Below are 20,955 nucleotides of genomic sequence, written 5' to 3'. Positions count from 1 at the left end.
ATGAGGGAGACGGCCTTCGCGACGACCCTGTTCACGGGCGAGAGCAGCGTCGCGGATGCCGTGCTTCGGCACGCGGATGGCGTCATCGATGCGATCCTGAGCGGGCAGGTTGCGCCGGCGGGCGGGCGCCGACTGATCATCCCGGCACTGGTCAACGCGCATGACCATGCCCGGCCGAGCATGACCTCGTTCGGCGCTGCCAATTTGCCGCTCGAAAGCTGGATCCTGCGCGCCACCTTCGGCACGCCGCCCGACCCTTACCTCGCAGCCGCCGTCTCGCTCGCCAGGACCGCGCGCGCTGGCTGCGGCGCGATGATGGTTCACTACACCCGCCCCAGCGGCGCGATGCCGATCATCGAGGAGGCGAAAGCGATTGCCCGCGCCGCCGGCGATGTCGGCATCCGCCTGGCCTTCGCCCTGGCGGTGCGCGACCAGAATCCGCTCGTCTACGGCGACAGCGCGGCCCTGCTGGATGCGTTGCCAGCCGAGGCGCGGCAGCCGGTCGAGGAGCTCTTCATCCGGCCGGCCTTGCCGCCGGCGGCCTATCTCGACCTGATCGAGGAGGTCAGTGCCGCCATCGCCGGGCCGATGATCGACGTGCAGTTCGGGCCGGCCGGCGTGCAGTGGTGCTCGCCGGCCCTGCTCGAGGCCATCGCCGAACGTTCGGCCGCGACCGGCCGGCGCGTGCACATGCATCTGCTGGAGACGGTCTACCAGCGTGAATGGGCCGACCGGGCCTTTCCCAACGGCATCCTGCACTACCTTAGGGATATCGGTCTGCTGTCGGAGCGGCTGACGCTGGCCCATTGCGTCCATGCCAGGTCCGATGAACTGGATCTGATCGCCGAGGCCGGCGCCACCATCGTCTCCAATTTCAGCTCGAACCTGCATCTGCATTCCGGGCTAGGGCCGATCGCCGAAGCCCATGCAAGAGGCTGCGCCATCGCCGTCGGCGTCGACGGCTGCGCGCTCGACGAGGACGACGACGTGCTGCGCGAGATGCGGCTGGTGCAGCTTGCACATGACGGCGTGGGCTTCCGGCGCAACTGGAGCCGGCCCGAGTTCCTGGCGCTGGCGGTGCGAAATGGGCGCAAGGCTGTCGGCGCTCCCGGCCCCGGCGCGCTGGTCGCGGGCGCGGCGGCCGATTTCACGGCGATCGACCTCGACCATCTCGACCGCGATGCGATCATGCCGGTCGATCCGCTTGACCTGCTGTTTGCGCGCGGCAGCACGGCTTGCGTGCGCGACGTCGTCGTGGCCGGCCGGACGATCGTCAGGGACGGGTGCCCAACCGGTATCGAACTGGAGCGGATGGAAGCCGAATTGCGCGCTCTGTTTCGCAGGAACCTGCCGCGCTACCGGGGATTGCAAGCCGCCTGGCCGGCGCTCGCCGCCGCCACCGCCTCATGGTTCGAGCCCGGTTGCTGCGGATAGGCGGTGGGCGCTTGAGCCCCTAGACAAGCCTCTTCCCGGCGTCCGAACCGCGCCTGGCCTGCCGGGCGCGCAGCAGGATCGCGATCAGTGCCAACTCGATCACCACGAAGGAGACGCCGGTGGTGATGGTCCCCAGCGCATAGATTTTGGCGTCGTCACCGTCGAGGTCAGCGCCTGCAATTCGAGCGGCAGCATGTTCTTCTCGCCAACCGTCTGCGATGTCAGGGCAATCTCGTCTCATGACAGCGTGAAGCCGAACAGGCCAACGCCGATCAGCGACGGCAGGATGACCGGCACGATGACATGCCATAATGTCCGCCGCGGCGTTGCTCCGAGATCGCGCGCGGCCTCCTCGAGCCGATCGGCGGCCACAGGACGCAGACAAAAAAAGCCCCGCATCGGTTGTCCGATGCGGGGCTTCCTGTTCGTGTCGTCTTCAGGCGACGAGGGCGAGCTCGGCGTTGGCGTTGCGGATCGCTTCCTCGCGCGCTTCCGGGCCGTAGCCGAGCTTCTCGGCGCGGATGAAGGTGACTTCGGTGATGCCGGCGAAGCCGAGCATCGTGCGCAGATGCGGCTCCTGCGAGTCCATCGCCTGGGCCGGGCCGCTGCTGTAGAGGCCGCCGCGGCTCTCGACGATGATGGCGCGCTTGCCCTTGAGCAGGCCCTCGGGGCCGGCTTCGCTGTAGCGGAAGGTGACGCCGGCGCGCAGCACGTAGTCGAACCAGCTCTTCAGGGTGGAGGGAATGCCGAAATTATACATCGGCGCGCCGATGACGATGGTGTCGGCGGCCTTCAGCTCATCGACCAGCGCATTAGAGAGGGCGAGCGCCTCGCGCTGCGCCGGGGTCTCGGTGACGCCGGCACGCACCGCAGCCGTCGTTTCGGCGTTGAGATGCGGGATGGGGTTGGCGTCGAGGTCGCGCTCGACGACATGCACGCCGGGGTTCTGGCTGCGCAGGCGCTCGACCGTGCTTCGGACGAGCTGCTTCGATACCGAGTCGGGGCCCGAGGCGCTGCTGTTGAGGACGAGGACGGTGGCCATGATGATGCTTCCTGTGTCGGAATGATCTCGATGGCCTGCAAGGTAGTGGTTCACGAACCGCACTAGAACCGCCATAATAGGGACCAGACTGTTGCTGCAGGAGGAACGCCGATGGCGGAGCTCGACGATATCCGAAGCTTCATTGCCGTGGTTGATGCCGGCGGTTTCGGCCGGGCGGCGCAGACCCTCGGTGTGGCGAAGTCTATCGTCAGCCGTCGCGTCAGCCGGCTGGAGGAAGAGCTCGGCACGCGCCTGCTCAGCCGCACGACGCGCGGCGTGAGCGCGACCGAGGCCGGGCTCGAATTCAAGGCGCGCAGCGAGCGCATCCTGGCCGAGCTGAACGAGGCGCGCGAGGCCGTGGCGCAGCAGGCGGGCGGGGTCGCGGGCCGTTTGCGGCTCGCAATGCCGCTCACCTTCGGCAACAGGCATGTCGCGCCGCTGCTGGGCGATCTGGCGCAGACCTATCCGCGGCTGGAGATCGACGTGCAGGCGAGCGACCGCTATGTCGACCTGATCGGCGAGCGCTTCGATGCCGCGATCCGCATCGGCTCTCTTAAGGATTCCAGCCTCATCGCGCGCCGCATCGCACCGGTCCACGCTACCGTCGTCGGCAGCCCGGCCTATCTGGAGCGGCGGGGGCACCCGGCGACGCCGGCCGATCTGCACGACCATGACTGCCTGCTCTATAGCGGCACGGCCGATCAGGACTGGGTCTTCCGCGCCGGCAAGCGCTGGGTCTCGGAGCGGCCGGCGGGGCGCATGCATTCCGACAGCGGCGACACGCTGCTCGCCTGGGCGGTCGCGGGCCTTGGGCTCGCCGTCCTGCCGACCTTCATCGCCTCGGATGGGATCCGCTCCGGTGCGGTCGAGCCGATCCTGCTGGACTATCCGATGCCGACGCGCGCGCTGTATGTCGTGCGCCCGCCGGGAGCCTATGTGCCCGGCAAGGTCAGGGTGCTGATCGATCTGCTCGTCGAGCGCTTCGGCGGCACGCCTTACTGGGACCCCTGTCAGATGGAGGCCCATGAGCGCGGCATCAGGCTGGACGAACCCCTGAGCGGCCAGCTCACGCCCGCCGCGGAGCCGGAATATCAAGTGGCGTGATCTCGCGCATCACGCGAATTCGCGTGGTTTCCGCGGCGTGTTTCGGCACTCTCCCGGCGTTCTCATCTGGAGGAAGCGATGCTGCTCGTCGGAATGCTCGATAGCCCCTATGTCCGCCGCGCCGCGATCACGGGCACCTTGCTGGAAGTCCCCTTCGAGCACCGCTCGGTCTCGGTGTTCCGGCACATGGACGCTTTCCGGGAGATCAACCCGCTGATCAAGGCGCCGACATTGGTCACCGACGACGGCATCGTCATCAGCGAATCCCTGCTGATCATCCAGCATTTCGAGGATGCGGCCGGCCGCTCGTTGCGTCCGATCGAGGGCGTGGCCCGCCGGCGCGACCTGTCGCTCACCGGCATCGGCATCGTCGCCGCCGACAAGGCGGTCTCGGTCGAATACGAGCGCAAGCGGCCGGAGGCGCAGCGCTATGCCCCCTGGCAGGAGCGGATCGTCGCCCAGCTGCATACGGCGCTCGATCTGCTCGATGCGGCTGCGAAGGAGGGCGAGCTCTCTGCGGGGCCGGAATTGCTGCCGAGCGACATCGCCGCGGCCATCGCCTGGGGTTTCTGCCGTTTCGTGATCCCGGAATTCGTGCCGGAGGAGCGGTGGCCGGCTCTGGCTGAGCAGGCGCGAGCCTGCGAGGCGCTCGACGTCTTCAAGGCCTGGCCGATCGACCGGGAATAGCTCAGTTCTGGACGAAATTCGTCGGGAGCGGGCGGACCGCCGGGCCGGTGAAGGCGCCGGGCTTGGCGTCTACCGGATCGGCATGGCTGAAGCCGAGCGCGGCGGCCGGGCTTGGGCCGGCGATCGGCGCGGCCGATGGGCCCGCAGCCTTGGAGCGTGCCGTCGCGACATTGACAGGCCTGCCCGGCGAAACGGTCGTGCGCGCCACCGTGGCGAACAGCGAATTCAGGCCCGAGCGATCCATCGGCTCCGGCTCTTCCGGCTCGGCGGCGACGGGAACCGAGCGCTGGCTGGCCGCGACGAAGCTGACGCCGCCTTCGCGCGGGCGGACCGGCGGCAGAGCGGCCATCACGAGCCGGCCCTCCGCAGCAGGAGCCGCTGCGGTCTCGGGAACATCGGTCCCGCGCAGCGAGGCGATCGCGGCGTCGGCGAGCGCGGTCGGCCGGATCGGCGGCAGCGGCGCATTGGTCGGGCTGCCGGCGAGAGCGACGGTGGCCGCAGCCATCTCGTCCGGCCGGCGCGGCGGCAGCGAGGCGAGGATGAGGCGCTGGTCCCCTGCAGGGCCGGATGGCGACGCAAAGGCGAGCGCGCCGCCGGTCGAGGGCAGGGCGGCGATCTGGGTCGTCTCATCCACGGGCGAGGATAGGCCGCGCGGCCGCGCCAGAGGCAGCGGCGCGTCGATCAGCTGTGGCCTGTTCTCCTGGAGGGGGCGCTGTTGCGGTTGAGCGGGCGGGGTCGGCAAGGCAGCCGGTTCCGGGGCGGGGGCCGCTGCCGGCGCTGGTGCTGCGGCCTGCGCCGCCAGGCGCTCGGACCGCTCGCGCGCGAGCGCCCTCGTCGACGGCTCGGGCGCGGCGGCGACGGCGAAGCGGCCGCCATCGCCGGAGTTGCTGTCGCTGTAGCCCGGATTGGCATAGGCCATGACGGCCGGCTGCTGGCGCGGCGCGCTGCGGCGGCCGCGGGTCGGCCGGGCATCGACCTCCTCCTCGTCGCCGCCGAAGAGCGAGGCCCACAGGCTCTTGCCGCCGGAGGCGATGACCGCGCCCTCGTCGAAATCGGCGGTGGCATAGCCGGCGACCGCGCCGCCGCCGGAGAGGATCTCCGCTTTGGCGATCTCGTAGCCGGCGAGCGGATGCCCATCGGCCGGCAGGTGGACGGTCTTCTCGTCCGGGAACAGCCGCACGAGCTGGTCGCGCGTCATGCGCGGCCAGGAGCGGACTGAGCCGACGTCGAGATGGACGAATGGCGTATGGGCGTTGGGATAGAAGCCGACGCCACCGCGCTGGAGCCGCATGCCGATCTCGCGGATGCGCGCGGTCGGGGCGTCCGGCAGGTAGAAGTCCATCGCCTTGCCGAGCATGTGCTGGCTGTGCTTGGCGACGGCGCGCGAGCGGCGTCGCAGCATCGCATTGGTGCCGGGCGAGCGATAGGCCGAGACGACGTGGAAGGGCTGGTCCGAGCCGAGCTGGCGCTGCACCTCCCAGACCACGTCGAACAGCCGCGGATCCATCCTGATCGGATCGTCGTTGCGCCAGTCGCGCAGGGCCCAGTTCAGCTTTTCCAGCGCCGCGGAGTCGTAGCGGCCGTCACGCTTGAAGGTGACGGTCGTCTCCTCCTTGGTGTGCATGTGCCGGATCGTGATCGTGCGGGTATCGCCGTTGGCGACGGCGTCCTGCGTGCCGCGAATCGCCATGATCGAGGCGGCGAAGGCCATGCCGATGGTCAGGACGTGCCGCAGGGCTGGCCTGGAGCCGGACGGCAACCATCCTGCAAGCTTGGCGTTGATCCTGCCCAATCTGTCTGACCCGTCTCGGTGCCCCCGCCGAAGCGGCGCGATGAACGTGAACGAACAGTTGCGGAGAAGCGTTAACGACTCGTTAGCGAGCCGGCAATTGCCGCGCCAGAAATTTCTGGGACAAGGTGGCTAAGGGCGGATCGTGGCAAAAAGGTGCCCGCCTTGTGGCGGGCACATTTCAGCCGCGTTGTTCGAGGGCCTGCCGCACCATGCGGTGGAAGCCGTAGACATCGTCGAAGCGGGTGATCTGGCCGTCGGCGCCGACGACGATCGTGTTGTAGACGAGGTGGATCGCCAGCGGCTGCGGCAGGTTGATCCGGCGCTCGCCCGAGCCGATCAGGCGTTTCAGCCGCTCATGCGTCCATTCCGGCCCGAGCACCTGGTCGGCCAGCGCGAAGGGGTTCTCGACACGCACGCAGCCATGGCTGAGCGCCCGCCTCTCGCCGGCGAAGAGCCGGCGGTTCGGCGTATCGTGCAGATAGACCGCATGCTCGTTCGGGAACATGAACTTGATCCAGCCGAGCGCGTTGCGCTCGCCGGGCGGCTGGCGCACCGAGATGCCGCCGCCCTTGGTCCGCGTGACGACATAGCCGCGCCTGGCCGCATAATCCGGATCGGCGGCGAGGCCGGGCAGGAATTCCTTCTTGAGGATCGAGGGCGGCACGTACCAGGACGGGTTGACGATGACGTGGTCCATCTTGTGCGAGAAGATGGGCGTCGCCGATTCCGGCTTGCCGATGATGGTGCGGGCCTCGTGGACGACCTTGCCGGAGCGGATGACCCGCACGCGCATCTCCGGCACGTTGACCATGATGTGGTCGGTACCGAGATCGGGCGGCAGCCAGCGCCAGCGCTCCATCTGCGCGACCATGTCCTCCTCGCCGCGCACGGTGGCCGGCTTGCCCAGCGCCGCCAGCGTGCGCTCGCTCAGCACGCCGTTGGCGGGCAGCCCGGCCTTCTTCTGGAAGTCGGCCAGCGCGAGCGAGGTCGAGCGGTCGAAGACCGGCTCCTCGCTCGGGCCGAGGCCAAGGCGGGCGCGCACCAGCGGGACGCGCTCGTCGCGCATGCCGAGCTTGAGCGGCGGGCCGGCGGGGATGCGCACCAGCGGCGTGTCGTCGAGATGCTCGCGCATCTCGGCCAGCTTGGCCTTGAGGCGCTGGTAGCCTGCATGCGGCGGGTTGTAGGCGGCGAGCACCGCGCCGGCATCGGTGGCGCCGGCGAGCTCGGAGAGCACCTCGGTCGCCGACGGCAGGTAAAGGGTCGGCGTGATCAGCTTCGAGAGACGGCGCGGATCGATGCGGCCACCGCGCGCGTCGCGGGCATAGAGCACGGCCAGCGCCGAGAGACGGATATCGGCTTCGGCGAGCTTGGCCTTGTCGCTGGCCTCGAAGGCGGGGAGGGGATAGTCGCCCGGGCGCAATCCGTCTTCGGCGGCGCGGCCGAGCTGCGCGACGATGCGCTTTCCCGCCTCGTTCCAGCCCTTGCCGTCGATCCAGAACGGCTTGTTCTCGTTTGCCTGATAGGCGGCGATGATCTCGTTGCGCTCGCGTTCGGCGAGGCGTTGCAGCGCGACCGCGTCTGGAAGGCGCTCTGCCACGGCCGTCGCTAATTCCAAGCCGGGCGGAACCGTGACCACGACCTTGGGCATCTCGGGCGGCGGCACCAGCGGCTCGACGCTCTGCAACGGTCCGGTCTGCGGTGCAGGCTCTACGGATTTGGAGGCCGGCACCAGCGCCGGGTCGGCCGCGGGCATTTCGATGGCGGGAATGTCGAGCGTGACCGGCTCCTGCTCGGCCTCCACCGGTGCGGTGGCGTCGAGCTTGGCCGGGTCGCGCAGGCGGCCGCCGGCCGAGACCGTGCCGGTGACGATCTCCGCTTCGGAGGCATCGCCGGAATGGGCGGCCGTGGCCTGCGGAGAGGCTGGCCGCTCGGCGTCGAGCAGCTTCAGCTCCGGCTGGTCCGGCAGCGGGATTCCGAGCGTGGCGTCGGTCTGGACCGGGGTTTCGGCGCGGAGCGGGACGGATCCCAGAATAATGGCCAGGGCTGTTGCCGTGGTCAGTTTCGCCCAGTGGCGACGACGCATGGTCGCTTTCCCGATAGCTGCCGAATCCCGCCATTCCTGCGTGACTCGGTTGGTTGAGACAAGATGCGGCGGCGCAACACGCCGCCGCATTCGGTTTGTCGCGGCTCAGGCCGCGTCGGTTTCGTCGGGGCCGGTCTCGTTGTCGATCAGCCCGTATTCCTTGAGCTTCCGGTAGAGCGTGGAGCGGCCGATGCCGAGCTTGCGCGAGACCTCGGACATATGCCCGCGGTAATGCGCCAGGGCGAAGGTGATGATCTCGCGCTCGAGATCGTCGAGCTTGCGCATGTCGGAGCCCGCGACGAGTTCCAGCGCGTTGGGATCGCGCACCGGCATCTGGATGATTCGGGGCGGAAGCTCGTCCTGCGCCTCGCCGCGCGCGATCGGGGCGGGGGCGGGCGGGATGCGGACGTCGTAGCCCTCCATCTGCGCCGCGATCTGCGGGAACTCGGTGACATCGAGCTCGTCGCCATCGGCCAGGACGACGGCGCGGAACACGGCGTTCTCGAGCTGGCGGACATTGCCCGGCCAGTCGTAGCTGCTGATCAGGGCGGCCGCTTCGCGGGTCAGGCCGCTGAGCTTGCGGCCCTCCTCGGCGGCGAAGCGGGCGAGGAAGCCCCGCGCCAGATCGGCGATGTCCTCGCGGCGCTGGCGCAGGGGCGGCAGGGTGATCGGGAAGACGTTGAGGCGGTAGTAGAGGTCCTCGCGGAACTCCCCGCGCTTCACCTGCTCCAGCAGGCTCTTGTTGGTGGCGGAGATCAGGCGGATATCGACGCGCACCGACTTCTTGCCGCCGACCGGGTCGACCTCGCCCTCCTGGATGGCGCGCAGCAGCTTGACCTGCGCGTCGAGCGGCAATTCGCCGACCTCGTCGAGGAAGAGCGTGCCGCCATTGGCTTCGACGAACTTGCCGAGATGGCGTTCGGTCGCGCCGGTGAAGGCGCCCTTCTCATGGCCGAACAGGATCGACTCGACGAGATTATGCGGGATCGCGCCGCAATTGACCGTGACGAAGGGCTTGCCCCTGCGGTCGCTGGAGCCCTGGATGGCGCGGGCGAGCACTTCCTTGCCGACGCCGGATTCGCCTTCGATCAGGATCGGGATGTTGGATTTCGCCGCGCGCTCGGCCAGCCTGACGACGCGGGCCATGTCGGGGCTCTTGGTCGCGAGATCGCGGAAGCCGAGCGTGTTCGAAGCGCGGTGCTTGATATGGCGCAGCTCGTGCTCGAGCGCGCCGAGCTTGAGCGCGTTCTTGAGCGAGACCTGCAGGCGCTCGGCCCCGACGGGCTTGACGACGAAATCGGAGGCGCCGGCGCGCATCGCCGACACCACGGTCTCGATCGAGCCGTTCGCCGTCTGCACGATCACCGGAGTTTCGATCCCGCGCTCGCGCAGATCGGCCAGCACGCCCATGCCGTCGAGGCCGGGCATCTGCAGGTCGAGCACGATCGCATCGATGCGCTCGCCGTCCGGGCCGCCGATCAGGGCGACGGCCGCCTTGCCGTCCTCGACCACGGTCACGCCGTAGCCGAAGCGCTTCAGCATCGCGTCGAGGAGGCGGCGTTGGACGGGATCGTCGTCAACGACGAGGACGGTGGCGGTCATGACACCTCGAAAGCCGATGCAATATGTAAGAAATGCTTTGTGCCGACGGAATCGTCTGTTCCGTTCTGGGGCATCGTCGGCCAGAAGGGTTAAGCCGGGTTTAAGGCGGCGCGCCCCGGGCATATCCCGCGTTGATCCCCGGGCCGGAGCCGGCCTATTGAAGATCCATGTCAGTGCGGCGAGGTGTCGAGCGAATGCGTTTTCATGAGACGATCCGGCGTTCCCGCGCTGTGGCGGGCGCGGCCAGGCCGGCCGGGGCTTCCGGCGATCTGCCGGAATGGGATCTGAGCCATCTCTACCCCGGCGTCGATTCGCCTCAGCTCAGGAGCGACCTCGACCGGGCGCTCTCCGAGGCGCAGGCGCTGGCCGAGCGCTATCGCGGCAAGCTCGCCGAGATCGCCGACCAGTCCGACGCCAGCGAAAGATTGGCCGAGGCGGTCAGGAGCTATGAGGGCCTGAGCGACCTGCTCGGCCGCATCGGCGCCTATGCCGGGCTCGTCTATTCCGGCGACACGACCGATCCGCAGCGCGCCAAGTTCTACGGCGACACGCAGGACAAGGTGAACGCGGCGATCACCGAATTGCTGTTCTTCGAGCTGGAACTCAACCGCATCGCCCCGGAGGTGATGGCGAAGGTGTCTGCGAAAGCCCCGCTCTCGCACTGGAAGCCCTGGCTCGACGATCTCGCCAAGGACAAGCCCCATCAGCTCGAAGACCAGATCGAGGCGCTCTTCCACGAGAAGTCGATGACCGGCGCCGCCGCCTGGAACCGGCTCTTCGACGAGACGATCGCCTCGCTGCGCTTCATGGTCGGCGACGAGGAGCTGACGCTGGAACTGACGCTGAACAAGCTGCAGGACAGCGATGGCGAGGTTCGCCGTGCCGCGGCAGAGGCGCTGAGCACGGTGTTCCGCAAGGAGCTGCGCACCTTCGCGCTGATCACCAACACGCTCGCCAAGGACAAGGAAATCTCCGACCGCTGGCGCAAGTTCGACGATGTCGCGGATTCCCGCCACCTCGCCAATCGAGTCGAGCGGGAGGTCGTGGATGCGCTGGTCGCGGCGGTGCGTGAGGCCTATCCGCGCCTGTCGCATCGCTATTACCGGCTGAAGGCCAAGTGGTTCGGCCGCGACGCGCTGGATTTCTGGGACCGCAACGCGCCGCTGCCGCAGGTCGAGCAACGCATCATTCCCTGGGCGGAAGCGCGCGAGACCGTGCTCTCGGCCTATGGCGCCTTCTCGCCGAAAATGGCTGCCATCGCCCAGCGTTTCTTCGACGAGCGCTGGATCGACGCCCCGCCGCGCCCCGGTAAGGCGCCGGGAGCCTTTGCGCATCCGACCGTGCCATCCGTGCATCCCTATGTGCTGCTCAACTACCAGGGCAAGCCGCGCGACGTGATGACGCTGGCCCATGAACTCGGCCATGGCGTGCATCAGGTGCTGGCGGCGCCGAACGGCGCGCTGATGGCGCCGACGCCGCTGACCCTGGCCGAGACCGCGAGCGTCTTCGGCGAGATGCTGACCTTCCGCCGGCTGCTCGACACGACCTCCGACCGCAAGCAGCGCAAGGCGATGCTGGCCGCCAAGGTCGAGGACATGATCAACACGGTCGTGCGGCAGATCGCGTTCTACTCGTTCGAGCGCAAGGTCCATCAGGCGCGCCGCGAGGGCGAGCTGACGCCGGAAGCGCTGTGCGAGATCTGGATGAGCGTGCAGGCCGAGAGCCTGGGCCCGGCGATCCGCCTATCGGCGGGCTACGAGCCGTATTGGTGCTACATCCCGCACTTCATCCATTCGCCGTTCTACGTCTATGCCTACGCCTTCGGGGATTGCCTGGTGAACTCGCTCTACGGCGTCTACCAGAACGCCGCGGACGGCTTCCAGGAGCGCTATTTCGCGCTGCTCTCGGCCGGTGGCACCAAGCACCATTCCGAGCTGCTTGCCCCCTTCGGGCTGGACGCGCGCGATCCCGGCTTCTGGCAGATCGGCCTCAAGATGATCGAGGGCATGATCATCGAGCTGGAAGGGATGGAGTAGGACGCGGGAACGCTTCCGGCCTCGTTTCAGCAAGGCGCGGGTCATCCCGGACAAGCCGCGTAAGCGGCGCCGATCCGGGATCCATGCCTGACCTCTGTCGGAAGTGCTCTGGCATGGATCCCGGGTCTTCGCTTCGCTGCGCCCGGGATGACCGCGCTTATTGAGAAGTGCGGCGACTTAGAACTGAACCCTGAGCCCGACCTGCGAGACATTCGCCGTGTAGTCCGCGCCGATCGCCGTCGAGTTCAGGCGCTCATGGGTGAAGCTGGCGCGGATGGAGAAGGTGCGGGTCAGCTTGTACTCGATGCGCGCCCCGACGTTCATGAAGTCCTCGCGCAGGCCCTGGCCCTCATAGTCGGTGCGGCTGAAATTGGTGAAGCCGGTGACGACCAGGTTGCGCCGCAGCGCATGGGCGATTTCGAGCGTCCCCCGCCGCACCGTGGTGCCCGAGGAGCCGGCGATGGTGGTGTCGCCCAGCTCGCCGCCGCCGCGCAGCGTCACTGTCGTGAGCGGTGTCGGCTGCCACAGCACTGCGGCATCGCCGATGAAGCCGCGCAGGTTCTTCAGCCGGGCATCTTCGTATTTGCGATCCTGATAGCCGCCGGAAATCTCGCCGGTGAGCTGGCGGCTGATCTCGAAGCTCGAGCCGATGCGCCCAGTCACGCCGTTCGAGGAGCGCATATAGCCGCTCGAATCGACCTTCTCGTCGAATTCCCGCTGGTCGATCTCGCCCTGCACGAACGGCTTGAAGCCCGGTGTCACCTCGTAGGCGGCGCGCAGGCGCAGGCCGTACTGCGTCTGGTTGCGGTCCTTCTGCGAGAGGATCGCGCCGCTGGTGAGGCGTGCATCCTCATAGTCGCTGCGGTCGACCGAGCCGCGCAAGGTCAGCTGCAGACGGTTGATATCATGGGTGACGCCGGCCGAGCCGCCATATTGCCAGATCAGCGGGCGGCCCTGCACGGCGGCGGTCAGATCGGGCGAACCGGGGCGCTGCGTATCGAGCCGGAAGCGCGATTCGAGCAGGATGCGGGTGTCGCGGGTGGCGTCCAGCCGCAGGTCGAGATTGCCTTCGCCATCCGGGCGCGAGGCCTCGCCGTCCCTGAAGAACTGCAGATAGCTGCCGCGCAGCTTGCCCTTGAGCTCGTGCGCGTTCCAGTCGGACTGGATGTCGAGATCGGCCTCGTAGCGGGCGAAGGGCGAGCCCTTCACGCCGGGCGTGGAGCTGCGCTGCGGGTTGGTGTCGTAGCCGACGGAGTTGGTGATGCCGGGCCGCAACGTCACCGAGCCGAGGCGCAGCCCCAGCGCGGCGTAAGGATCCTCTTCCGCTGCGCTGCGGCGGCGTGGCGGGGGCGGCGGCGGAGCAGGCGGCGGCAGCGCGGCCACGGTGGGCGGCGGCGCGCGGAACTGGCGTTGCGTGACGCCGCGCAGCGTCGGCGCCTGGATGGGCTGGCTGGCGCGGGAAGGCTGGCGCGCCGAGACGGTCGTGCTCTGGTTCTGGATCAGGCCCGCCGGGTCGCGAATGGCCTCGGGATCGCCGCTCGCCGCTGCGAGCGGTGCCGCCGGCGGGGCTGGCTGCTGCGCGATATAGGTCGGCGTGCCCGTCCTGAGCGCGCGCGCCTGCTGTGCTACGGCCATCGTCCAGCCGAGCGCGAGCCCGGCCAGGGCGGTGCCGGACAGAAGCAGGATCTTCGTGCGGCCGGACACGGGGTTCGCAAGGCTCCAGGCAACAGCTGACGCGCCCCGGAAGGCGCGCATGGTTAACGGAGTTAGAACGAACAGGGTTAAGGAGCCGTCAACGCAGGCATTGTGCCCCCGGCAACGGTGGAAATGCCGAGGGAGCTCGTGCTAGAGCGCGCGCCATGACCGATGACATCCGCGCTTCCGCCCTCCGCACCATCGCCACGGAACGGGCCGGGCTCGACACCCTCCATGCCGCGCTCGCCGACGGGCTGGGCCAGCCCTTTACCGACGCCGTCGCGCTGATCCGTGCCGCGAGCGGCCGCGTGATCGTCTCAGGCATGGGCAAGTCCGGCCATGTCGGGCGCAAGCTTGCCGCGACGCTGGCCTCGACCGGCACGCCCGCCCATTTCGTCCACCCGGCCGAGGCGAGCCATGGCGATCTCGGCATGGTCAGGCCGGAGGACGTGGTGATCGCGCTGTCCTGGTCGGGCGAAACCGCGGAACTCGCCGCGCTCGTCGGCTATACCCGCCGCTTCCGCGTCGGGCTGATCGCCTTCACCTCCAATCCCGAGAGCACGCTCGGCAAGGAGGCCGATGTCGCGCTGATCCTGCCCAAGGCGACGGAGGCCTGCCCGAACGGCCTGGCACCCACCACCTCGACGACGATGCAGATCGCGCTCGGCGACGCGTTGGCGGTGGCGCTGCTCGAGGCGCGCGGTTTCTCGCCGCAGGACTTCTTCGTCTATCACCCTGGCGGCAAGCTCGGCGCGCAGCTCAAGACCGTCGAGAGCATCATGCATCGCGGCGCCGACCTGCCGTTGATCGGGCTCGACACGCTGCTGCCCGACGTGATCGCGATGATCTCGGAGAAGAGCTTCGGCTGCGCCATCGTCATGGACCTGGACGGCAAGCTCGCGGGCGTCGTCACCGATGGCGACCTGCGCCGCAAGGCGACGATGGGCGGCGGCGGATCGCTCAGGGCGCGCGACATCATGACGGCCGATCCGCGCCGCATCGGGCTCGATACGCTCGCTGTCGAGGCGCTGGAGCTGGTCAACCGGGTGCGGATCACGGCGCTGATCGTCGTCGATGCGCAGGAGCGGCCGGTCGGGCTCGTCCATGTCCACGACCTACTGGCGATGGGTGTGGCTTGATCGCGCAACGGAACCGCGCCGTCATGCCGGGGCAAGCGCGCAGCGCTTGAGCCCGGAACCCATGAACACGGTGATCGCCGGATAGGCGCATCGGCCGCCGCTCCCGGCTTTTTCTGAAATGTCGTGTTCATGGGTTCCGGGCTCGGCCGTGCGGGCCGCCCCGGAATGACGACGCGGTTCCGTTCAACATGACAGGCTCTTGTCTTCGGAGTGCTGCGGTCTATCTAAAGCTGTAGAGACTATAGCTTCGGAGATGGCACGATGGCTGCGACGGACAGGCTCGAACGCGTGATGCCGATCGGCGCGCTGGCGGAGCGTACCGGCGTCAAGGTCGAGACGATCCGCTATTACGAGCAGGTCGGGCTGCTGCCGCCGCCGGAGCGTTCCGAAGGCAATCAACGCCGCTATGGTCGCCGCCATGCCGAGCGGCTCGCCTTCATCAAGCATGCGCGCGATCTCGGCTTCGCGGTCGAGAACATCCGCACGCTGCTCCGGCTCTCCGATACCCCCGGCATCGCCTGCGACGAGGCGCATGCGATTTCGGTCGCTCATCTCGATGAAGTTCGCGACAAGATCGCGCGGCTGCGCTCGCTGGAGAAGGAATTGGAGCGGATCGCCACCACCTGCTCGGGCGGCGTCGCGGCCTGCGATTGCGCGATCATCGAGGCCCTGGCCGATCATGGCCAATGCAAGCACGCCCGCCATTGAGCTGGCCGGCAGGCCGGAAAACCGCATTGCCTCTCGTTTCCCCGCCCGAAAGGCTTAAATAGAAAACCTGAAGGGCGGCCTCTGCGCCGCCTCCACGATCACTTTGCGGGAGGGCGCGCGATGCAGCCATGGCCCATGCCGAAGGGAGTGTGGCCCCGAAAGGGGAACAAATCCCGATTCTGCCGGAGTCACCGATTCGGCCCCGCTTCGTTCTGGACTCGTTCCTGATTCAAGTTCACGCTCCCGCCCGCATGGGCGGGCGAGATGATCGGCTCCATCGCCTTGCTTCCTTTCCGTTCGCTGCCGCCCGCTGCCCGCGCCCATGGCGTCACGGCGGTGCTGGGCCCCACCAATACCGGCAAGACCCATCTCGCCATCGAGCGCATGGTCGCCCATCCGACGGGGATGATCGGCCTGCCGCTGCGCCTGCTGGCGCGCGAGGTCTACCAGCGCACCGTCGAGAAGGTCGGCCCCGAGGCCGTCGCGCTCGTCACCGGCGAGGAGAAGATCAAGCCGGAGCGGCCGCGCTTCTGGGTCTGCACGGTCGAGGCGATGCCGCGCGACCTCGCGGTCGATTTCGTCGCGATCGACGAGATCCAGCTCGCCTCCGATCTCGACCGCGGCCATGTCTTCACCGACCGGCTGCTCAACCGGCGCGGCCGGGCCGAGACCATGTTGATCGGCGCCGGCACCATGCGCCCGCTGGTCGAGCAGCTGATCCCCGGCGTCAACGTGGTGTCGCGCCCGCGCCTGTCGAACCTGACCTTCGCGGGCGACCGCAAGATCACGCGGCTGCCGCCGCGCTCGGCCATCGTCGCCTTCTCGGTGGAGGAGGTCTACGCCATCGCCGAATTGATTCGCCGGCAGAAGGGCGGGGCGGCCGTGGTGCTCGGCGCGCTCAGCCCGCGCACCCGCAACGCGCAGGTCGAGATATACCAGTCCGGCGATGTCGATTATCTGGTCGCGACCGATGCGATCGGCATGGGGCTCAACCTCGACGTCAACCACATCGCCTTCGCGGCCGACAAGAAATTCGACGGCCATCATTTCCGCAAGCTCAACCCAGCCGAGTTCGGCCAGATCGCCGGGCGCGCCGGGCGGCATCTGCGCGACGGCACCTTCGGCACCAGCGGGCGCTGCCCGCCTTTCGATGCCGAACTGGTCGAGGCGATCGAGAATCACCGTTTCGAGCCGATCCGGCAGATGCAGTGGCGCAATTCCGATCTTGACCTGCGCTCGATCGCCGGTTTGCTCGATACGCTGAACATCCAGCCCTCCGAACTCGGCCTGACGCGGGCACTGATCGCCGAGGACATGACGACGCTGGAAATCCTGGCGAGGGACCCGGACGTCGCGGCGCTGGCGCAAGGGCGTGCGGCGGTGGAACGGCTCTGGGAGGTCTGCAGCCTGCCCGATTACCGCAAGATCTCGCCGATGCAGCACGCCGATCTGGCGACCACGCTGTATCTCCGGCTGATGCGCCATGGCCGGCTCGATGCCGACTGGTATGCGGCGCAATTGGCCTCGCTCGACCGCACCGATGGCGAGATCGACACGCTCTCGGCGCGCATCGCGCAGGTCCGGACTTGGACCTTTGTTGCAAACCGTCCGGACTGGTTGCCCGATCCTGAGCATTGGCAGGGCATGGCGCGTCTTGTAGAGGACAAGCTGTCGGATGCTCTGCATGAGCGTCTCGCCAGCCGATTTGTCGATCGGCGCACCAGCGTGTTGATGCGCCGCTTGCGGGAGAATGCGATGTTGGAGGCTGAGGTCACTGCGACGGGCGATGTGCTCGTCGAGGGCCAGCACGTTGGAATGCTGCAGGGTTTTCGCTTCACGGCGGACCCGAAGGCTGGAGGGGCCGAGGTCAAGGCCCTGAACCTGGCGGCGATGAAGGCGCTTGGCGCCGAGATCGAAGCCCGGGCGGCGCGCGTCGTGCTGGCGGGCGACGATGCCTTCGTGCTGTCGCATGACGGGCTGGTGCGCTGGGTCGGCGAGCCGGTGGCGCGCCTGACGGCCGGCGAGAAAGTTCTCGAGCCACGCCTGCGCCTGCTCGTCGAGGAGCATCTGAGCGGTGCGGCGCGCGAGCAGATCGAGGCCCGCCTCAATCTCTGGCTGAAGAATCATGTCACCCGCCTTCTCGGCGCGCTGCAGATTCTGGAAGCGGCGGAGAACGCCACCGGGATCGCGCGCGGCATCGCCTATCAGGCCGCTGAGGCGCTGGGCGTGCTCGAACGCGCCAAGGTCGGCGAGGAGATGAAGGCGCTCGACCAGGAGGGCCGCGCCGCGCTGCGCCAGCTCGGCATCCGCTTCGGCGCTTTCCACATCTACATGCCGGCGTTGTTGAAGCCGGCGCCCCGCGCGCTCGCCGCCCAGCTCTGGGCACTCAAGCATGGCGGGCCGGAGACGGCCGGGCTCGACGACATCGCCCATCTCGCGGCGTCCGGCCGCACCTCCTTCCCGGTCGACAAGGCCGTGCCGAAGGGGCTCTACCGCGCGGCGGGCTACCGCGTCTGCGGCGAGCGCGCGGTGCGCGTCGACATCCTCGAACGCCTCGCCGATCTCATCCGGCCGGCGATCGCCTATCGTCCCGGCGCGACCCAGGGCACGCCGCCGTCCGGCACCGCAGATCAGGACGGCTTCGTCGCCACCGGTGCGATGACATCGCTCGTCGGCTGCGCGGGCGAGGATTTTGCCTCGATCCTGCGCTCGCTCGGCTATGTCTCGGTCAAGCGCCCTGGCCCGGCGATCACTGTGCCATTGGCGCCGCCGCCGGCAGCGACCGAGCCGGCAAAACCCGTTGTGGCCAAGGCGGATGACGCCACTGCCGCCGATGAGGCTACACAGGCCGAGCCCGAAGCGGCACAGGTCGAGAGCGAAACGGCCGGGACCGAAACGATTGAGGCTCCGGTAGAGGCCGAAGCTCCGGCCGAGCCCGCCGTGGCGCTGAACGACGATGCGTCGGCGGAAGGTGAGGCACCCGTCGCCGAAGCGCCGGCGGTCGAGACGGCGGATACGCCTGTTCTCACCGAAAGCGAGCTGGATCAGGCTCGCGAGCCGGTTCCGGCCGATGCTCTGGTGGCTCTGCCGGCCGAGGCCGAGACCGCCGAGACGACCGAGACCCCAGATGTGGCCGAGGCGGCAACTGCCGAGGCGCCTGCCGCGGAAGCCGCGACCCCGGCCGAGCCCGAGCTCATCGAAGTCTGGCGGCCGCATCGCCATCAGGGCGGGCGCCGACCGGAGCATGCCCCGCGCGGCCGCCGCGACGGCGATCAGCGCCGCGGCGAGCGTCCCCAGCGCGAAGGCCAGCAGCCGGGTGGTCAGCGTCGCGATCAACACCCCGGACAGCAGCAGCCTGCCGCGGCAGCGCGCAGCGAAGGCGAGGCGCCGCAGCGGCAGGAGCGCCCGCAACGCCAGGAGCGGCCACGCCGCGACGAGCAGCCGCCACGGCAGGGGCGCCCCGAGGGCGGCCGCGGTCCGCGGCCCGACTTCAAGCGCGACGGCCGCCCCGGCGGCCCGCGGCGCGAGGAACGCGGCGGCGGCGAACGCTTCCAGCAGGCGCCGCGTCCGCGCCCGGCCAATCGCGAGCCGGATCCGGATTCACCCTTCGCCAAGCTGGCCGCACTCAAGGCGCAGCTCGAAGGCGGCAAGAACTGAACGATCCCGGGAGGCGCGGACCGCTTGCAGGAGCATCGTCAACGCCTCGACAAATGGCTCTGGTTCGCGCGGTTCGCGCGGACCCGTCCGTCCGCCGTGCGTCTGGTGGAGGACGGGCATGTCCGCATCGAGGGACGCCGCGTCGAAAATCCCGCGCAGGGGATCAGGGTCGGAGCGGTGCTGACGCTGGCCTTGCCGCACGCGACCATGGTCGTGCGCGTGCTCGCCTTCGCAGAGCGGCGCGGTCCCTTCGAAACGGCGCGACAGCTCTATGAGCGGCTCGACGGCGGCAGCGGCGATGCGCCGCTTGCGGAGGCGGAAGGCGGAGACTAGATCGCGGCTTGTCGTCGGCAGATGCCGCGAGCGGGCAAGCGATGAAAACATTCTCCTGGGCGCCAGAGGAATGAAAAAACGTTCTGCCGAAGATCACGAAAACAGCCTTGAAACCTGCGCCGGGCAGGGGTTTATGGGGCTGTTTAGAAGCGTTGGAAGGGCCGATCGATCATGACCTATGTGGTCACCGAGAACTGCATCAAGTGCAAGTACATGGATTGCGTCGAGGTGTGCCCGGTCGACTGCTTCTATGAAGGCGAAAACATGCTCGTCATCCATCCCGACGAGTGCATCGATTGCGGCGTCTGCGAGCCGGAATGCCCGGCCGAGGCGATCAAGCCCGACACCGAGCCCGGCCTGGAAAGCTGGCTCCAGCTCAACGGCAAATATGCCGGAAGCTGGCCGAACCTGACCCAGAAGAAAGAGGCGCCGGCCGACGCGAAGGAGTTCGACGGCGTGCCCGGCAAGCTTGAGATGTTCTCGCCGGAGCCCGGCGAAGGAGACTGATTTTCGCTCCCTCGAGAGCCCAGCGCTGCATTAACCAAGACCGCGCCATGCCGTCACAGGGGAACGCCTTCCGGCGTTTACCTTTGATTCGGCGTGTTTTTTATGCTACAAGCTAGCCCCAGTCGAATTCGTTCCGCATGCCCCTGCGAGATTCCCACAAAAGGGGTGCCCCCAACGATCAGAGCGTCAGAGACAGCCGGTTTAACCGCCGGGCCTCGATCGTCGTTCTCGTCCTGGAGGAAATGAAACAGTCGACTGAGGGAGCGTGAAGCGGTGCCTTTCAAGCGTCGCATCAGGCGGAAAGTCTTCGTCCGACCGGATGAAGACGTGTCATCGCGTGCTCGCGTCGAGCGGGCCGGTCAGGAGTCGTAACGGCATGTCCACTGCGAAGAAAGCTGTTGTGCGCCAGGGTTTCAAGACGGGCGAGTACGTCGTCTACCCGTCCCACGGCGTCGGTCAGATCACGGCGATCGAGGAACAGGAAGTCGCAGGTTTCAAGCTTGAGCTCTTCGTGGTCAGCTTCTCCAAGGACAAGATGACGTTGCGCGTCCCGACCGCCAAGGCCGCCAGCGTCGGCCTGCGCAAGCTCGCCGATGCCGAAGCCGTCGCCAAGGCGCTGACCACGCTCACCGGCCGCGCCCGCGTCAAGCGGACCATGTGGTCGCGCCGCGCCCAGGAATACGAAGCGAAGATCAACTCGGGCGATCTCGTCGCCATCGCCGAGGTCGTGCGCGATCTCTATCGTTCCGAGGCGCAGCCCGAGCAGTCCTACTCCGAGCGCCAGCTCTATGAAGCCGCGCTCGACCGCATGACCCGCGAGATCGCGGTCGTCGACGACGTCACCGAGACCGAAGCCCTCAAGAAGATCGAGGGTCAGCTCGCCAAGTCGCCGCGCCGCGCCGGCAAGAACGAGGCGGCCGACGCCGAGGCGGAGCTGGAAGGCGACAACGACGACCTGCAGGAAGAGGCCGCCTGAACGGCTGCTTTGATCCGGAATTCAGAAACCCGGCGGGCGACCGCCGGGTTTTTTGTTGTCCGGACCGCTCCAGGATTTTCCCGGAAACGCGGGTGATCCCGACCTGAGCGAAGCGAAGAGCCGGGACCCATGCCTGAACCCTGATCGGCAGCGCTCTGGC

At 68.3% G+C, this 20,955-nt stretch carries 15 protein-coding genes and 1 pseudogene; 10 read left to right on the top strand and 6 right to left on the bottom strand.

Annotated features, from left to right (window positions below; all coding sequences use genetic code 11):
- The gene (locus AC2FAN_RS08185) at positions 1–1,434 is read left to right on the top strand and encodes an amidohydrolase family protein (RefSeq protein ID WP_476806449.1); all 1,434 of its coding nucleotides are present in this window, start codon (positions 1–3) and stop codon (positions 1,432–1,434) included.
- A gap of 19 nt (positions 1,435–1,453) precedes the next feature.
- Here the strand turns inward: AC2FAN_RS08185 and AC2FAN_RS08180 are convergent.
- Positions 1,454–1,794, bottom strand: a pseudogene (locus tag AC2FAN_RS08180) (ABC transporter permease); the annotation flags it as partial.
- Between the two features lie 76 nt (positions 1,795–1,870).
- On the bottom strand, positions 1,871–2,476 hold the full coding sequence (locus AC2FAN_RS08175; RefSeq protein WP_476806448.1) for an FMN-dependent NADH-azoreductase: 606 nt from the start codon (positions 2,474–2,476) through the stop codon (positions 1,871–1,873).
- A 111-nt stretch (positions 2,477–2,587) separates the two neighbouring features.
- Between AC2FAN_RS08175 and AC2FAN_RS08170 the strand changes: the two genes are divergently transcribed.
- On the top strand, positions 2,588–3,580 hold the full coding sequence (locus tag AC2FAN_RS08170) for a LysR family transcriptional regulator (protein ID WP_485173353.1): 993 nt from the start codon (positions 2,588–2,590) through the stop codon (positions 3,578–3,580).
- Between the two features lie 78 nt (positions 3,581–3,658).
- A complete protein-coding gene (locus AC2FAN_RS08165) occupies positions 3,659–4,267 on the top strand; it encodes a glutathione S-transferase family protein (protein WP_485173352.1) in 609 nt (202 codons plus the stop codon).
- Between the two features lies 1 nt (position 4,268).
- Here the strand turns inward: AC2FAN_RS08165 and AC2FAN_RS08160 are convergent, their stop codons facing one another.
- The 3 genes from AC2FAN_RS08160 to AC2FAN_RS08150 all read right to left on the bottom strand — a co-directional run bounded on the left by AC2FAN_RS08160 (position 4,269) and on the right by AC2FAN_RS08150 (position 9,744).
- Entirely contained in the window at positions 4,269–5,978 is a 1,710-nt protein-coding gene (locus AC2FAN_RS08160) for a peptidoglycan L,D-endopeptidase MepK (protein WP_265051337.1), read from the bottom strand.
- A 259-nt stretch (positions 5,979–6,237) separates the two neighbouring features.
- Positions 6,238–8,142 (bottom strand): L,D-transpeptidase family protein, encoded by a 1,905-nt coding sequence (locus AC2FAN_RS08155; protein ID WP_485173351.1) that lies wholly within the window; start codon positions 8,140–8,142, stop codon positions 6,238–6,240.
- Positions 8,143–8,247: 105 nt separating this feature from the next.
- Complete coding sequence (locus AC2FAN_RS08150) at positions 8,248–9,744, bottom strand: sigma-54-dependent transcriptional regulator (RefSeq protein WP_265051339.1); 1,497 nt, start codon at positions 9,742–9,744, stop codon at positions 8,248–8,250.
- Between the two features lie 194 nt (positions 9,745–9,938).
- On the opposite strand from AC2FAN_RS08150, the gene AC2FAN_RS08145 reads away from it, so the two are divergent.
- The gene (locus tag AC2FAN_RS08145) at positions 9,939–11,780 is read left to right on the top strand and encodes a M3 family oligoendopeptidase (protein WP_485173350.1); all 1,842 of its coding nucleotides are present in this window, start codon (positions 9,939–9,941) and stop codon (positions 11,778–11,780) included.
- A 177-nt stretch (positions 11,781–11,957) separates the two neighbouring features.
- Here the strand turns inward: AC2FAN_RS08145 and AC2FAN_RS08140 are convergent, their stop codons facing one another.
- Positions 11,958–13,484: an outer membrane beta-barrel protein gene (locus AC2FAN_RS08140; protein WP_485173349.1), complete on the bottom strand. Its 1,527-nt coding sequence runs from the start codon at positions 13,482–13,484 to the stop codon at positions 11,958–11,960.
- 155 nt (positions 13,485–13,639) lie between these two features.
- Between AC2FAN_RS08140 and AC2FAN_RS08135 the strand changes: the two genes are divergently transcribed.
- The 6 genes from AC2FAN_RS08135 (at position 13,640) to AC2FAN_RS08110 (ending at position 20,795) form a co-directional block, all read left to right on the top strand.
- Entirely contained in the window at positions 13,640–14,614 is a 975-nt protein-coding gene (locus AC2FAN_RS08135) for a KpsF/GutQ family sugar-phosphate isomerase (RefSeq protein ID WP_485173348.1), read from the top strand.
- Positions 14,615–14,875: 261 nt separating this feature from the next.
- Positions 14,876–15,322, top strand: coding sequence for a MerR family transcriptional regulator (locus tag AC2FAN_RS08130; RefSeq protein WP_485173347.1), 447 nt, complete (start codon positions 14,876–14,878; stop codon positions 15,320–15,322).
- A 264-nt stretch (positions 15,323–15,586) separates the two neighbouring features.
- The gene (locus AC2FAN_RS08125; RefSeq protein ID WP_485173346.1) at positions 15,587–18,979 is read left to right on the top strand and encodes a helicase-related protein; all 3,393 of its coding nucleotides are present in this window, start codon (positions 15,587–15,589) and stop codon (positions 18,977–18,979) included.
- Between the two features lie 24 nt (positions 18,980–19,003).
- Entirely contained in the window at positions 19,004–19,312 is a 309-nt protein-coding gene (locus AC2FAN_RS08120; RefSeq protein WP_485173345.1) for an RNA-binding S4 domain-containing protein, read from the top strand.
- Between the two features lie 171 nt (positions 19,313–19,483).
- Positions 19,484–19,819: a ferredoxin FdxA gene (gene fdxA, locus AC2FAN_RS08115; RefSeq protein WP_265051346.1), complete on the top strand. Its 336-nt coding sequence runs from the start codon at positions 19,484–19,486 to the stop codon at positions 19,817–19,819.
- Between the two features lie 376 nt (positions 19,820–20,195).
- Positions 20,196–20,795: a CarD family transcriptional regulator gene (locus tag AC2FAN_RS08110; RefSeq protein ID WP_485173344.1), complete on the top strand. Its 600-nt coding sequence runs from the start codon at positions 20,196–20,198 to the stop codon at positions 20,793–20,795.
- The last annotated feature ends 160 nt before the right edge of the window (positions 20,796–20,955 follow it).

The sequence above is a fragment of the Allobosea sp. RIT-PG3_2 genome, from assembly GCF_057321085.1.
This window is presented reverse-complemented; position numbering and strand designations above follow the sequence as displayed.